This window comes from Vibrio mediterranei (assembly GCF_900088415.1).
Taxonomy (GTDB): domain Bacteria; phylum Pseudomonadota; class Gammaproteobacteria; order Enterobacterales; family Vibrionaceae; genus Vibrio; species Vibrio mediterranei.
In genome coordinates, this window is sequence record NZ_FLLQ01000003.1 from 402,867 (window position 1) to 418,000 (window position 15,134).

A 15,134-nucleotide genomic window follows, 5' to 3' on the forward strand; every position below is an offset into this window, starting at 1 on the left:
ATTATGGACTCAGTAAAAACATTTGCACTAAAGCACCTCAAAGAAGGGGCTATTTATGCGGTTCTTTTTATCTTGTTAGCGGTCATCGTGATTCAAGAGCCGTCTTTCTTAAGTTTACGTAACTTCAGTAACATCCTGACTCAGTCCTCGGTGCGTGTCATTATCGCTCTGGGTGTGGCTGGCTTGATTGTGACGCAGGGTACTGACCTTTCTGCGGGCCGTCAGGTTGGTTTAGCAGCGGTGGTCTCCGCGACGTTACTGCAATCCGTTGACAACGTAAATAAGGTTTTCCCAAGCATTGGTGAAGTGCCAATTGTTGCAGTTATCCTTGTTGTTTGTGCTCTCGGTGCAATCATCGGTTTAGTGAACGGTATCATCGTTGCTTATCTTAAAGTAACACCATTTATCGCCACACTGGGTACGATGATCATCGTTTATGGTATCAACTCTCTTTATTACGACTCGGTAGGTGCATCACCGATTGCTGGCTTCGATGAGCGCTTTTCTGTGTTCACGCAAGGCTTTATAAGGATGGGAGATTTTAGGTTTTCCTACATAACCTTCTACGCCATTATCGCCATCATCTTTATGTGGATTTTATGGAATAAGACGGTCTTTGGTAAAAACATCTTTGCAGTGGGTGGTAACCCGGAAGCGGCGAAAGTATCGGGCGTTAACGTACCAATGACACTGTTGAAAGTGTACGCGTTGTCTGGTGTATTCTACGCTTTCGGCGGTATGTTAGAAGCAGGCCGTATCGGTAGTGCCACCAACAACTTAGGTTTCCTCTACGAGCTTGATGCTATTGCGGCCTGTGTGGTGGGTGGTGTGTCCTTCGCGGGTGGTGTCGGTAGTATTGCCGGGGTCGTTACCGGTGTTCTTATCTTCACCGTTATCAACTATGGTATGACTTATATTGGCGTAAGCCCGTACTGGCAGTACATCATTAAAGGTTCCATCATTATCTTCGCAGTCGCACTTGACTCAATGAAGTACGCGAACAAGAAGTAACTTCCAATAGGCGTCCATTTCGGGCGCCTTTTTGTTTCCTTTTCACAGCTATTGGTTAAATTTGTGTAATCGTTTAACTTTGGTCTATGGGTTTAGGGTCCTTGGCTAAAGGTGTTCATATCCACTTTTATGCTATCGGTAGCTGTTTTTTATTGAAATTTGTGTAAACGTTTACACTTTTTGCGCTTGATCACAGATCGATCTTGCTGGCTATTGCTACAATTTCCTCAGTTTGAAAATAACGAGCGTATTCGCGTAACAACTCGCTCAATAATCAGAGTTTAACGTAGGAGTGTAATGTGAAAGTACTAGTGACGGGTGGAATGGGCTATATCGGCAGTCATACCTGCGTTCAAATGCTGGAAAGTGGTATCGAGCCTATCATCATCGATAACTTGTGTAATGCGAATCAAGCCGTGCTATCACGCATTGAAGCATTAACGGGTCAAGCACCGACATTTTATCAAGGTGATATTCGCGATGAAGCACTACTTGACCGTATTTTTGAAGAAAATGAAATTCAGTCGGTGATCCATTTTGCTGGTCTCAAGGCTGTGGGTGAGTCTGTTGCCAAACCTATCGAGTACTATGACAACAATGTGAATGGCACATTAGTACTTGCACGTTCAATGAGAAAAGCAGGCGTGAAGAGTATTATCTTCAGTTCTTCTGCCACGGTCTATGGTGATCCAGAAGTAGTACCTATCACTGAAACATCTCCTGTTGGCAATACGACTAATCCGTATGGTACCAGCAAGTTTATGGTTGAGCGTTGCTTAAGCGATGTATTCACATCGGATGAAGAGTGGAGTATTACCTTACTGCGCTATTTCAACCCAGTTGGCGCACATCCGTCGGGCACTATGGGCGAGGATCCAAAAGGTATTCCGAACAACTTGATGCCATTTATTGCTCAAGTAGCTGTTGGTCGCCGTGAAAAGTTAGCGGTGTTTGGTAATGATTACCCAACACCAGACGGCACTGGCGTTCGCGATTATATTCATGTCATGGATTTAGCGGATGGTCACATCGCTGCGTTAAAAGCCGTTGGTCTTAAGTCTGGATTGCATATCTATAACCTTGGCACAGGCAAAGGCAGCAGTGTACTAGAGATGGTGGATGCTTTTGCGAAAGCTTGTGGTAAGCCAATTCCTTATGATTTGCAGCCTCGCCGTCCTGGTGATATCGCAGAGTGCTGGGCAAGTACGGCCAAGGCAGAAGCCGATTTAAACTGGAAAGCAACACGTACATTGCAAGACATGACCGCTGATTCATGGCATTGGCAGTCAAACAATCCTAATGGTTATGACAGCGAATAGACCGCCTTGTTATCCCAATTGATTTTTAGAATTTAACTATTGAGTAAGCATTATGTCGAGCATTGAATTTAACCCAGTAGATCACCCACATCGCCGTTATAACCCTCTCACAGGCCAATGGATCCTAGTATCGCCACACCGTGCTAAGCGCCCTTGGAGTGGTCAGAATGAAGAGGTCTCTCACGTTCAATTACCAACTTACGATGAGAAATGCTTTTTGTGTCCGACCAACGAGCGCATTTCTGGTGATGTAAACCCAGATTACCAAGGCACTTACGTGTTCGGTAACGACTTTGCGGCTTTGATGCCAGATTCTCCGGATGCTCCTGAATCAGACAATCCGTTGTTTAAAACCCAAGGGGTACGCGGTTTAAGTCGCGTTATCTGCTTCTCGCCAGACCACAGTAAAACGCTTCCTGAGCTTAGCCCCCAAGAGCTTCGTTGTGTCGTTGATACTTGGAATGAGCAAATTGAAGAATTGGGCAAAGAATACCTTTGGGTTCAAGCATTTGAAAACAAGGGTGAAGCAATGGGCTGCTCACAGCCGCACCCTCATGGCCAAATTTGGGCGAACAGTTTTCTTCCTAATGAAATTGAACGAAAAGATCGCTTAATGCGCGAATACTATCAGCAACAAGGCTCAAACCTGCTGGTGGACTATGTCACTGCAGAGATGCAAGACGGTGCCCGTACGGTAGTAGAAACAGAGCACTGGCTTGCAGTGGTTCCATACTGGGCGGCGTGGCCATTCGAAACTATGTTGCTCCCTAAGACACACATTCGTCGCATGAGTGAACTTAGTGAAGAACAAAAAGACGATTTAGCGGTAGCAATTAAGAAGCTGACGTCTCGTTACGACAACTTATTTGAGTGTTCATTCCCTTATTCCATGGGTTGGCACTACGCGCCATTCTTTGATGAAGGTGAGAGCACAGAGCATTGGCAGCTGCATGCTATTTTCTATCCACCATTATTGCGCTCTGCAACCATTCGTAAGTTTATGGTGGGATATGAAATGCTGGCCGAATCGCAGCGTGATTTAACCGCTGAGCAAGCAGCAGAGCGTCTAAGAGCATTGAGCGACGTTCATTACAAACAACAATAATTTAAGAATTTGATGTTGCTGCGTACCGAACGCATTAGTTGGTACGCAAACCAACATCAGGTATTGAGAGACGAAAACATGAAAGACCTAATCCAAAACGTAGCGAACTCTTTTGAAAACGTACTTGGCTACAAGCCGACACACGTTATCCAAGCTCCTGGTCGTGTAAACCTGATTGGTGAGCATACCGACTATAATGACGGTTTTGTCCTACCGTGTGCCATTAACTATCAAACAGTAGTAGCGGCCGCTAAGCGTGACGATAATCTCGTCCGCGTTGTGTCTGTGGATTACCAGGATGCCACTGACGAATTTGATATCACTAAAGAGATTACTTTCCAACAAGACAAGATGTGGGCGAACTACATTCGCGGTGTGGTTAAGTTCTTAATGGCTCGCGGTTATCAAATTGGTGGCGCGGACATTTCTGTGTCTGGCAATGTACCGCAAGGCGCAGGTCTGAGCTCTTCTGCGGCACTAGAAGTGGTTATCGGTCAAACATTTAAAACGCTTTATAACTTAGAGATCACGCAAGCTGAAGTCGCACTTAACGGCCAGCAAGCAGAGAATGAATTTGTGGGCTGTAATTGCGGCATCATGGATCAACTTATTTCTGCTGAAGGCAAAGAAAATCACGCATTGTTGATTGACTGTCGTAGCTTAGAGACTCAAGCAGTCTCAATGCCAGAAGATATGGCGGTTGTGATTATTAACTCCAACAAAAAGCGTGGCTTAGTAGACAGTGAATACAACACTCGTCGTGAGCAATGTGAAGAAGCAGCTCGCATTTTTGGTGTGAAAGCGTTGCGTGATGTCACTATTGAGCAATTTAATGATCGTGTCTCTGAGTTGGATGAGATGGTGGCTAAACGTGCTCGTCACGTTATTACTGAAAACGATCGTACGGTTGAGGCGGCAAAAGCACTAAGTACTGGTGATATGAAGCGTATGGGTGAGCTAATGGCACAGTCTCATGCATCGATGCGCGATGATTTTGAAATCACAGTGAAAGAGATAGACACCATTGTTGATATCGTTAAAGCGGTAATCGGCGACCAAGGTGGTGTGCGTATGACTGGCGGTGGTTTCGGTGGTTGTGTGGTTTCTCTTATCCCACCGACGCTTGTAGAAGCAGTTACGACGGCTATTGCAGAGCAATATGAAGCGGCTACAGGTTTGAAAGAGTCGATTTATGTCTGCCAAGCAAAAGATGGTGCAGGAGTTGTCTCACAATGATCACCACAAGCGAGCATTTTAGTACGATTGAAGACGCGATGAACCAATCAGCGTCATTTGATGGACTGCCTGCAAAGGTGATCCACCTTAAAAATGCACTTGGTATGACGGCTTCTTTTATGGATATCGGAGCAACGTGGCTGAGTTGCTCGCTCCCTTTGCCAGGGGAACAACGTGAAGTGTTGTTGCGTTCGCCAAATATGGTTGAGCACATGAGGCAAGGGGCTTATTTTGGTTCAGTGGTGGGGAGATACGCCAATCGAATTGATAAAGGGCAATTCGAGATAGGTGGCACGTCGTATCAAGTCACTTGTAATAATGGCGAAAACGCTTTGCATGGGGGTGTAGAGGGTTTTGATAAGCGTCGTTGGAGTATCGACTCGCACACTGAATCAACTCTTGTTATGTCGTTACAGTCGGAAGATGGTGATCAAGGTTTCCCTGGTACGGCTAAGGTTCAAGTTGAATACCAGCTAACTGACGATAATGCGTTGAAGATTACTTATCAGGCGTCTTGTGATAAGACAACGCCGATGAACTTGACCAATCATGCGTATTTCAACCTAGCTGGCGAATCTAGTAAGGCGAAGAGCACGGATCATAAACTGCAAATGTTTGCTGATGCCTATCTACCTACTAGAGAGGATTTGATCCCTCTTGGTGAGCTAAAACCGGTAGAGGGAACTAGCTTTGACTTCACAGTGCTGAAGCAAGTGGGTCGAGATTTTCTGTCGGAGCAGGACCAAATCACAGCAGGTGGTTACGATCATGCGTTTGTGTTTGACGCCAAGCTCACTGATGGCAGCGTTGTGGTGGCGAAATTGGAATCCCCTGAGCAAGATGTCTTGATGGAAGTACTGACCACCAAGCCTGCAGTGCAATTCTATTCGGGTAATTTCCTTGATGGCACACCTGGCTTAAGCCGCACTTACGATAAACTTGATGGTTTAGCTCTCGAGACCCAGTTCTTCCCTGATGGGCCAAATCGCCCAGAGTGGGGGAGCAGCAATGGTGTACTTGAAGTAGGAGAAAACTACCAACATCAAACCACCTATCGTTTCAAGTTTTAGTGTATTGGTGAAGTAACTTGCCTAGTAAAAAGTGAGCAACTGCTCACTTTTTTTATGCCTTAGTGGAAGAAGCACGAACAATCAGTTCGCCTTCGACTTTTCGTATTTGCGACAGTAACGGCTGTTCTTGGATTTGTGCAAGGATATTATCTACAGCCAGCCTACCCATGTCAGCGTAAGGCAGTTCAATAGAAGAAAGTGCTGGGAAGCTCTCTGAGGCAATTTGTTGGTTGTCATAACCAACAACTGCAATGTCTTTAGGGATTTTTAATTGACGTTCAGCAATCGCTTGGTAACAGCCCATCGCCATATAATCACTACTACAAAATATAGCTTCGGGCGGAATAGCCAAATCCAGTAAACGATTTGTTTGCTCGTAAGCTTCTTTGAGGGACCAGTTGGCCTCTAAGACGTAATCCTCGTTGGGAATAATATCTGCATCAATAAGCGCTTGTCTGTAGCCATCAATACGTTGTGTCGATGCATACATCCAACTCTCTCCAGCTAACATAGCAATTCGTCTGTAGCCTTGATTCGTTAGGTGCTTGATGGCTTTATAAGCTCCGATCATATCTGCTGGTAGGATGGATGGCGTGTTTTGTTGATCGCTCATGGTGCAATTGAGTAAAACCGTCGGTAGGTGAGTTTGTACTCTTTGCGTTGAAAGCTCACGTGTCATGCTCGATGCATAAATAAGCCCCGCATAATCACCGTTATTGATCTCTGTTTCTATTTTATTGGCGAGTATTTCATCGTGATTGTAGCTAAAGGTAATCAGTAGATAGTCGTTGTTCCACGCTTCTTCTCTCGCCGTATTGACAGCGTCTATGAAAGGATCGTAACTGGTTAGCCCATTGACGACCATAGCAATTTTCTTCGACCTTCCTAACGCATGAGCGACCTTCTTGCTTTGATAGCCCAATTCTTTCGCAGTATCGAGAACTTTGCGCTTCGTTGCTTCTGAGATTTTTACCGTTTGAGAGCCATTGAGAACTAACGATACGGTAGGTTGTGATACGCCCGCTGCTGCAGCAATGTCACTCATAGTGATCTTTTTACTTTTCGTCATTCTGTCTCTGCCAATATTTTTATTAGCTATATATTAGCGAATTGCCTACTTAAATGCACCTTCGAAAGATCGTGATCACAGAATGCCTTAATGATCCTCTAGTAGATGTGACGCATAACACGTATTCATTGCTTTTATCTTTAATTGAAATAATTAATAAATATATTAGCTAATATTATTAGTTAAGTTATTAATCTTATTAATTCAAGGTGAGTAAGATGCAAAGATGGTCTGAAGAGAAAGCGTGGCAATGGCAAGAAACTCATGGTTGGTTGCGTGGCTTTAATTATTTACCTCGTACGGCTGTGAACTGGACGGAAATGTGGCAGGCAAACACTTTTGACCCTGAGATCATGGAGCAAGAACTCGAGTGGGCGGCAAGCGTGGGGTATAACACGCTAAGGACCAATCTGCCGTTTATTGTGTGGCAAGTCGATCGCGAAGGTTTACATCAAAGGATTGACCGTTTCCTTGATATTTGTGAGCGAAACAAAATCAAAGTAATGATGACTCCAATGGATGACTGCGGTTTCTCTGGTGACCATCCATATCTTGGCGAGCAGAAGTTACCTGTACCAGAGCTTCACAATAGCCAAGCAGCAGCAAGTCCAGGCCGTAATGTTGTTATGGACAAGTCTCAATGGGGAGAGGTTGAAGCGTATATTCGTGACATTATCTCAACTTACAATACCGATGAACGCATCGTTATTTGGGATTTATATAACGAGCCAACTAACCGAATGATTTTTACCACCTCTGGTGAGCTTGCTTTCGATGAAGAGATGGAGCGTTATAGTCATGAATTGATGGAAAAAGCATTCCAGTGGGCGCGTGAAGAACAACCCGTACAACCTTTGACGGTTGGTGCTTGGCACGCTCCGAGTATTCTTGACCTATCTTTGCCTCTCTATGAACACCCAACAGATCGGAAAGCGATGGAGCTATCTGACATCATCACTTTCCACGCCTATTTGCCTCTTGAACAGTTCAAACAAGCTGTCGAAATCGTTAAACAACATAACCGACCAATGATGTGTACCGAATGGTTAGCGCGTCACGCTGAGTCACATCTTCTTGAACAGCTGCCAGTGTTTCAGGCGGAACAAATCGGTTGCTATCAATGGGGGCTAGTTAAGGGCAAAACGCAAACACACTTACCATGGCCTGAGATTAAGCGTAGTGATGAGAACTACGCGCAACGCTGGTTCCATGATCTGCTTAATGATGATGGCACACCCTATGACCCAAAGGAAGTTCACCTAATTCAATCGCTAGCAACATTGGACTGAGGCTAGTGTTCGCCAGTGGCTTAAAGAAGCAACTGGCTTTACTATAATAATTCTGGATGAGTACACATTATGAATACCCTACAAAACAAACTCTCGAATAAGGAACTGATGTCCTATTTTGGATATGGCGTAGGCCAATGCTTTAGCTTTGGTCTCGTGGGTTCCTTTATCCTCTACTTTTATACTGATATTTTGGGCATTTCTCCCATCGCGGCGAGTACCATATTTCTAATTGCTCGAGTGTGGGATGCGGTGAATGACCCTATCATCGCCGGATACATGGATACCTTAGAGTCTCGCTTTGGTAAATTCAGACCCTATATGTTGTTTACGCCAATACTTATCGTATTGGTGACTATTGCGTCGTTCTACAATATAGATGCCGATACATCTACAAAAGTAATGTACGCCGGTATCACCTATATTCTTTGGGGCACGTTATACACTATTTCGGATGTTCCATTTTGGTCAATGTCTTCTGTTATGACAGATGAACCACAAGAGCGTGCAAAAGCAGCAACATGCGCAATGCTAGGTGTTAATGCGGGTATTGGTGCAACACTGGTGCTATTTCCTAAACTGAGCGCTTACTTTGCTGACGGCCGCGCGGACCAAGGTTATTTACCTGCAGTTATTGTCCTGATGGTGGCGGGTTTGCTGTTCATGTGGAATGGCTTCTATAACACCAAGGAACGAATTTCTACGGCGAGTGAGAAGGTTACACTTAAACAGACATTCCAAGCAGTGCGCAAGAATAAACCGTTGTTTTTTATTCTTGCTGCGTTCTTTATGAATGTGTTCTTTAACTTAGTTAATGGCCTGTATATTTTCTTCTTCACTTACAACATGGGTGATGCTGGACTAGTCTCACTGATCGGTACGATTACTTTAGTCAGTGCGATTGCCTGCTTAGCGACGCCAGTGTTAACGAAGCGCTTTAAGAAACGTGATATTTTTATCACGCTATGTGTATTAGAAATTATTGCACGTGTTGGTTTCTACATGACCGGTTACGATAACCCGACGGTTGTGATGTCATGGTTAGCCGTGATTACCGCTATCTTTATGATGACTAACCCCCTGATTTCAGCAATGATCGCTGACACCGTAGAGTATTCGTACTATCACAGTGGTAAGCGTACAGCGGCAATTACTTTCTCTGGTCAAACGTTTACTGGCAAATTATCTGTAGCGGTTGCTGGTGGGTTAACAGGCCTTATTTTAGCTTCGATAGGGTATGTACCTAATGCAGAGCAGACAGAGACAGCGCTTGATGGCATGTTCTTCTGTATTGCGTTATTGCCTGCACTAGGGGCGCTGATTCGAATCTTTATTATGTCGAAGTACACGTTTACGGAAGATCAACATGCGATTCTTCGTGAAAAATTACAGCGTGGTGAGTTTGCTGAAGGCGTTAATGTTGAAACGGTTAAAGCACAGCAAGTAACAAACTAACGGATTGATAAACAAAAAAACACGGCAAAAGCCGTGTTTTTTGTTTTTGTGATTGAGACCAAACTAGTTCTTACGTCCTACAGATGCTCGCTGTACTAATGTTGGTGAGTAAATCATTGGATCGGTTTCAACCGCTTCACTTTTTGATAATGCCAAAGCGATTTGTGCTGCTTTTTCCGCCATCATTTGAATTGGGTAGCGGATCGTGGTGAGTTTTGGGTGAAGGTATTTGGCAATCAAACCATCATCAAAGCCGATAATGGACATTTGATTTGGCAAGGCATATTGGTTTTCTTCAAGCACTGATAGAGAACCCGCTGCCATATTATCGTTGTACGCCACCACAGCAGTAATTGGCAGTGATTTAGTTAGTAGGTTGGTCATGGCGATTTCGCCGCCATCACTGTCTGGAGAGCCGTATTCAATATAGCTGGCGGACAGCTTTATATTATTGGCTTTAAGGGCATCTCGATAGCCTTCTAGTCGCTGGTCTACGTCTTCGATATTGTGTGAAGATGCTACACAAGCAATGTTGGTATGTCCGTTACGAATGAGATGCTCGGTCGCGATATAGGCTCCTTTGTAGTTATCTAGCGAGATACAACGGCCAGGGAGTTGGGGAATGTCACGATTAATGTAGACCAAGCCTTTTACTTCTTCAGCGTATTGAATGAGTTCTTCATCAGACAAGGCTTTGGAATGTATAACTAAGGCATCACAGCGGCTGTTGATGAGCAGTTCAATTGCTTTACGCTCTTCTTCAGCATCGTGATAGCCATTGCCCACTAAGATATGTTTTCCATGTTGGTGTGCAACTTTGTCTACGGCTTTCACCATAGTGCCAAAGAATGGGTCAGACACATCACTTACCAATACACCTACAGTATTGGTACTTTGACTGACTAAAGCTCTAGCGTTTGCATTTGGGCGGTAGCCTAACTTTTTCATTGCGCTGGTGACGGATTCTATTGATGCCGCGCTTGCTTTTGGGGATTTGTTGATTACCCGGGAAACCGTTGCTACTGAAACGCCAGCTTCCTTTGCTACGTCTTTAATCGTTGCCATTTGAAACCTCTCATTCGATATGACTTCATTAGACTCCTATCGTGTAAATATCGCAATGTAAGTTTCACAAAGTTAGACATTTTGTGATGTGTAACGCCTTGTAGATATTGAACTTGATGCCAATGTAAACGTTTCGCACTTTGAGGGAGTTATATATCGTTCTAGAACAAAAAAAGCCCCGAGTCGGGGCTTTAAAGATAGGCGCAGGGGGCACCTTTAGGAGCTCGGGTTATGCAACAGCCATTTCTGCTTTTGCTGCACGCATTTTTTTCAAGCTGATACAAACTAGTGCTGTCACAACCGTACCTGCTGCCATACAAACTAGAGCAAGTAGAGGTTTGTTCATTGCGCCAAGTAGAGCCACAACTGGACCACCGTGTGCCACGCTGTTAGTGATACCGAATGAGAACGCCATGACTGCCGCAACCATTGAACCAACGACGTTTGCAGGAATTACTGACATTGGGTCTTGTGCGGCAAATGGGATAGCACCTTCGGAGATACCAACTAGACCCATTGCACCTGCAGCTTTACCAGCTTCAAGTTCAGACTCTTCGAACAGGTTGAACTTACGGCCTAGCACAGTCGCTAGTCCCATACCAAGTGGCGCAACTGGGATAGCACATGCCATCGCACCCATGAACTGTGTTTGACCACTTGCAATCATGCCAACAGAGAATAGGAATGCTACTTTGTTGAATGGACCACCCATATCAAAGCCAGCCATGCCACCAAGTACGATACCGAGAAGAATAACGCTACCTGTACTCATGCTGATAAGCATCGCATTTAAGCTGTCCATAAGACTTGCAATTGGCGCGCCGATAACGAAGATGAACAGTGCTGAGATAAAGAGAGAGCCAGTAATCGGTGCAATCATAATCGGCACAAGTGGTTGAATAAACTTGTGATAGTTACGAGTGACAACCCATTTGACGAAGTAACCGACAAGTAGACCAGCAACGATAGCGCCGATAAAGCCTGTACCTGCCTCAGCACCATAGAATGAACCGTTGTTTGCAATCCAGCCACCAATCAAGCCAGGGGCAAGTCCAGGGCGGTCGGCAATAGCGTAAGCAATATAACCGGATAGAACAGGAATCATTAGAGTGAACGCGACGACACCGACATCAAGTACTTTCTGCCACATGCTGCCTTCAGGGATAGCCATGCCAGCTTCGCTAGGTTGACCACCCACCGCAAGAGCCAAAGCAATCAAAAGACCACCAGTTACAACAAACGGGATCATGTGTGATACGCCGTTCATCAAGTAACGGTATAAGTCAGAACGCTTCGAAGAATTGTCTTCCGATTTGGCTGCTTTGGCATCAGCAACAAATTCAGGCGCCTCAAGCGCTTGGTTTATAACAGCTTTTGCATCGCTGATAGGGGCTTTAACGCCAGTTTCGATCAGTTTTTTACCCGCGAAGCGATTCATATCCACTTGCTTGTCTGATGCGACGATGATGGCATCAGCGCGAGCAATTTCATCGGCACTTGGTGAATTTTTTACGCCGATTGAGCCATTAGTTTCTACCTTGATTTGATAACCAAGCTCGGCTGCGCCTTTTTCTAATGCTTCTGCTGCAAGGTAAGTATGTGCGACGCCCGTTGGGCAGCCTGTTACGCCGATAAGAAAGCCTTTGTTTGCTTCCAGCTGATTAGCTGGTGCTTCAGATTTAGCCAGCAGCAACTCTAACGCTTGCAGCTCTGTTTCTGCCTTTAGGAAATTCTCAATAAAACCATCTTCAATTAGTTTGGAAGATAATTCAGCAAGCACTTCAATATGATGATCAGAGCCGCCATCTGGAGAGGCGATCATGAAAAAGAGTTTTGACGGTTGACCATCTTCAGCGCCGTAGTCGATCCCAGATTGGCTCACACCAATCGCAACGGCTGGTTCAACAACCGCCTTACTTTTCGCGTGCGGTAGCGCAACACCATCTTCAAATCCGGTATTGCCAATTTCTTCACGAGCATAGATATCGGTTAGGAATTGTGCTTTATCGCTAATTCTGCCTTGAGCATGGAGCAACTGCGCCATTTCTGCGAATACTTCGTCCTTGCTCGTTGCTTTTAGATTTAGGCAGATCAGTTTTTCATTAATGAGATCCGTAATCATAATGATTGTCCTATTGACCATTGTAGGTGGAGGTTGGACTACACGATTTCTCATTTACAACATACTGGCATCCCGGTAATGGGGTGACCGATTCGCTGAGAAGTGATGTAGTCATTCGATAGGGTAATTATCGGTGGCTTTGGCAAGAAATTTTAGAGCACCATAAAGGCTTTTACTGGATTATTGTACCTATGGAATTTTAATGTGAACTGGCTCAATATTTTATATAACCCATTTTTGGTAAGTGAACTGTGTTAAAATTTTTATTTATCAATTGCTTATTTATTTGTTTCTAGTTGTTATTATTGTCGTAATTGTCATTATGTTAGACTTGGCTAGAGCTTTGTAACCTCCTGAATAATGCAGAAATGCATGACGTAGCTCACGAAAATAGCTCGTGTTTCTATTTGGTCGCTGGAGAAATTCGCCAATGTTCCACAATTTAATTGAAACGTTAATTGCTGAAAGGGAGCATTTCAACCGAATTTGGTTTGCTGCCGATCAACTCACGCCACCTCCGTTTAGCTATCAAGTTAATTTTCCAAGGCTTGAGCTGGTAATTAGTGGAGAGTATGAGAATGAACTTGAAGATCCTGAACAGGGTATATCCTCAATCAAGGTATTATCGGGTGATGCGTTGTACATTCCTCCGAACTGCTGGAACAAACCAAATTGGCAAGGGGACTGCTCAGTATTAAGTTTGCTGTTTGGGAAGCGCCAACTAGGCTTTAGCTTAGTGAGTAAGAGACACGGTGAAACTGGGTTTTACGATATCCAAAAGCACAGTGTGCAAACACGTACGGGTCATGCCATTGACCATATTCTCGAGGCGCTCAATGCGATAGCAAGAGAGCCGAAAAAGTCCCCAATGGATGAGCACTTGCTCATGGCGTTACTTTCCTATAGTCAGTCTATGGTGTCAGAACCATCAGATAATTTACGAAGTGGCGACCTGTATCAGGGTATCTGTATTTACATTCAGGAGAATTTCCACCGCACTATTACTCGCAGTAGTATTGCGAAGCGATTTCATATTAGTCCTAATCACCTATCGAGACTGTTCCGCCAGCAAGGACACATGACTTTAGCGGACTACATCACGTGGGTGAGAATGGAACGCGCGAAGTTTATGCTGAAAAAATACGACTTTAAGCTGCAGGAAGTGGCAACACGCTGTGGCTATCAAGATGTGAATTACTTTTTTAGAGTATTTAAGTCAAGAACAGGGCAAACGCCAAGCGAGTACCGGCAGGTATTATAAGGCATTTGCCCGTTGACCTTTGACCAGCTGATGAATCAATATCGCTTTTATTGCTTCTGGCTCTCTACTGGTGGTCAGCAGGTGACAAAACTCCTCATCCAATAGCGATTTGGTGAGATGAGTAAAACTTACTAATAGCGAGCGCTCCGGAGGAGAGGGGAGTATTAGAGCGATAACCAGAGTAACGGGTCCTAGTTTAGGTGCTTGCCAATCGACAGGGTTCTCACACTTAATGACGGTCAGCGATGCTTTATCTACGTCACTAGTGAGTATGTGTGGTAATGCGATCATTTTACCCGTTGCAGTTGACGAATACTGTTCTCGTTTCAGTAAGTTCTGTGTCATCTCTGCGGAGTTAACTTGGGCTGTCAGATTAGCGACTTGCTCAAGAATGGCGGTTTTATCGTTGCTGCTGTCACGAGCAAAATGGTAGTCGATTTCAAATGGTAACCGGAAGGTGCTTAATCCTCTCAATAACGATAGATTGGCGTGCTTATTGGAGCGATGAGCCGTATTCACCAACATAAAGTGTTCAGCAATAAAGTCCATCAAGACCATACAAGCAAGCTCAGCATCTGAGCCTTCAATGTGCAGCTGGCAAAGGTCATCTTGTTTGCCTGCTAGTGAAAGAATACGCAGTGGATGCTCTATATTAGCACTATCCCAGCAGGTTAAATTACGCAGAATCACCACTGAGCGAAACATGTTACTCAGTGTTTTTAATCGATTGATTTTCCATCCAGAAAACCCGTCTTCCGGTAGGACAAAGGTGATTCTACGTTCTATCAAGGTTAACCTCTAACAAGCCCCATGCAACGCTGTATAACCGAATCAACATCAGTCAGAACCTCTTCGATTGTGACGCAGTGTATTTTACTACCCGTAAATCGAGCTCGGTGCTCAACTTCAATATCGGAAGCAATGAGGACAAGATCGGCATTAGCGATATCTTGGGTGCTCAGTTGTCCTTCAATACCCATTGCACCTTGAGTCTCTACTTTGATGCCGATATTTTCTTTTTGAGCCGCTTTTCGAATAGCGTCAGCTGCCATATATGTATGAGCAATACCAGTTGGGCAAGCCGTGACCGCAACCATTTTCATTGTCTATTCTCTATATTATCAACCAGAAT

General features: G+C 44.6%; 13 protein-coding genes. 8 read left to right on the plus strand and 5 right to left on the minus strand.

Annotated elements, in window-relative coordinates; genetic code table 11:
- Positions 1-3: 3 nt before the first annotated feature.
- The 5 genes from mglC (at position 4) to galM (ending at position 5,741) form a co-directional block, all read left to right on the plus strand.
- On the plus strand, positions 4-1,011 hold the full coding sequence (mglC, locus tag VME0621_RS11720) for a galactose/methyl galactoside ABC transporter permease MglC (protein WP_038225460.1): 1,008 nt from the start codon (positions 4-6) through the stop codon (positions 1,009-1,011).
- A gap of 299 nt (positions 1,012-1,310) precedes the next feature.
- Positions 1,311-2,330 carry a UDP-glucose 4-epimerase GalE gene (galE, locus tag VME0621_RS11725; protein ID WP_006071928.1) on the plus strand — a complete coding sequence of 340 codons (1,020 nt, stop codon included), beginning with the start codon at positions 1,311-1,313 and terminating at the stop codon, positions 2,328-2,330.
- 52 nt (positions 2,331-2,382) lie between these two features.
- On the plus strand, positions 2,383-3,435 hold the full coding sequence (gene galT, locus VME0621_RS11730; RefSeq protein WP_038225459.1) for a galactose-1-phosphate uridylyltransferase: 1,053 nt from the start codon (positions 2,383-2,385) through the stop codon (positions 3,433-3,435).
- Positions 3,436-3,513: 78 nt separating this feature from the next.
- Complete coding sequence (galK, locus tag VME0621_RS11735; RefSeq protein ID WP_062457044.1) at positions 3,514-4,671, plus strand: galactokinase; 1,158 nt, start codon at positions 3,514-3,516, stop codon at positions 4,669-4,671.
- A complete protein-coding gene (gene galM / locus VME0621_RS11740) occupies positions 4,668-5,741 on the plus strand; it encodes a galactose-1-epimerase (RefSeq protein ID WP_062456899.1) in 1,074 nt (357 codons plus the stop codon). The genes galK and galM overlap by 4 nt, the downstream gene beginning before the upstream one ends.
- Positions 5,742-5,793: 52 nt before the next feature.
- Here galM and VME0621_RS11745 read toward each other — a convergent pair whose 3' ends face one another.
- Positions 5,794-6,810: a LacI family DNA-binding transcriptional regulator gene (locus tag VME0621_RS11745; protein ID WP_006071920.1), complete on the minus strand. Its 1,017-nt coding sequence runs from the start codon at positions 6,808-6,810 to the stop codon at positions 5,794-5,796.
- Positions 6,811-7,028: 218 nt separating this feature from the next.
- Here VME0621_RS11745 and VME0621_RS11750 point away from each other — a divergent pair, with 218 nt between their 5' ends.
- Both VME0621_RS11750 and VME0621_RS11755 read left to right on the plus strand, forming a co-directional pair.
- Positions 7,029-8,099 (plus strand): cellulase family glycosylhydrolase, encoded by a 1,071-nt coding sequence (locus tag VME0621_RS11750; RefSeq protein WP_062456900.1) that lies wholly within the window; start codon positions 7,029-7,031, stop codon positions 8,097-8,099.
- Between the two features lie 69 nt (positions 8,100-8,168).
- Positions 8,169-9,554, plus strand: coding sequence for an MFS transporter (locus VME0621_RS11755; protein WP_062456904.1), 1,386 nt, complete (start codon positions 8,169-8,171; stop codon positions 9,552-9,554).
- Positions 9,555-9,617: 63 nt separating this feature from the next.
- Here the strand turns inward: VME0621_RS11755 and VME0621_RS11760 are convergent, their stop codons facing one another.
- Both VME0621_RS11760 and VME0621_RS11765 read right to left on the minus strand, forming a co-directional pair.
- The gene (locus VME0621_RS11760) at positions 9,618-10,619 is read right to left on the minus strand and encodes a substrate-binding domain-containing protein (RefSeq protein WP_062456907.1); all 1,002 of its coding nucleotides are present in this window, start codon (positions 10,617-10,619) and stop codon (positions 9,618-9,620) included.
- 229 nt (positions 10,620-10,848) lie between these two features.
- Positions 10,849-12,741, minus strand: coding sequence for a fructose-specific PTS transporter subunit EIIC (locus tag VME0621_RS11765; protein WP_006071915.1), 1,893 nt, complete (start codon positions 12,739-12,741; stop codon positions 10,849-10,851).
- Between the two features lie 430 nt (positions 12,742-13,171).
- Between VME0621_RS11765 and VME0621_RS11770 the strand changes: the two genes are divergently transcribed.
- Positions 13,172-14,002: a helix-turn-helix transcriptional regulator gene (locus VME0621_RS11770; protein ID WP_031496930.1), complete on the plus strand. Its 831-nt coding sequence runs from the start codon at positions 13,172-13,174 to the stop codon at positions 14,000-14,002.
- Here the strand turns inward: VME0621_RS11770 and VME0621_RS11775 are convergent.
- Entirely contained in the window at positions 13,997-14,791 is a 795-nt protein-coding gene (locus tag VME0621_RS11775) for a PTS sugar transporter subunit IIA (RefSeq protein ID WP_038225450.1), read from the minus strand. The two genes, VME0621_RS11770 and VME0621_RS11775, sit on opposite strands and share 6 nt — an antisense overlap.
- Before the next feature lie 2 nt (positions 14,792-14,793).
- On the minus strand, positions 14,794-15,105 hold the full coding sequence (locus tag VME0621_RS11780) for a PTS fructose transporter subunit IIB (RefSeq protein ID WP_038225448.1): 312 nt from the start codon (positions 15,103-15,105) through the stop codon (positions 14,794-14,796).
- Between the last annotated feature and the right edge of the window lie 29 nt (positions 15,106-15,134).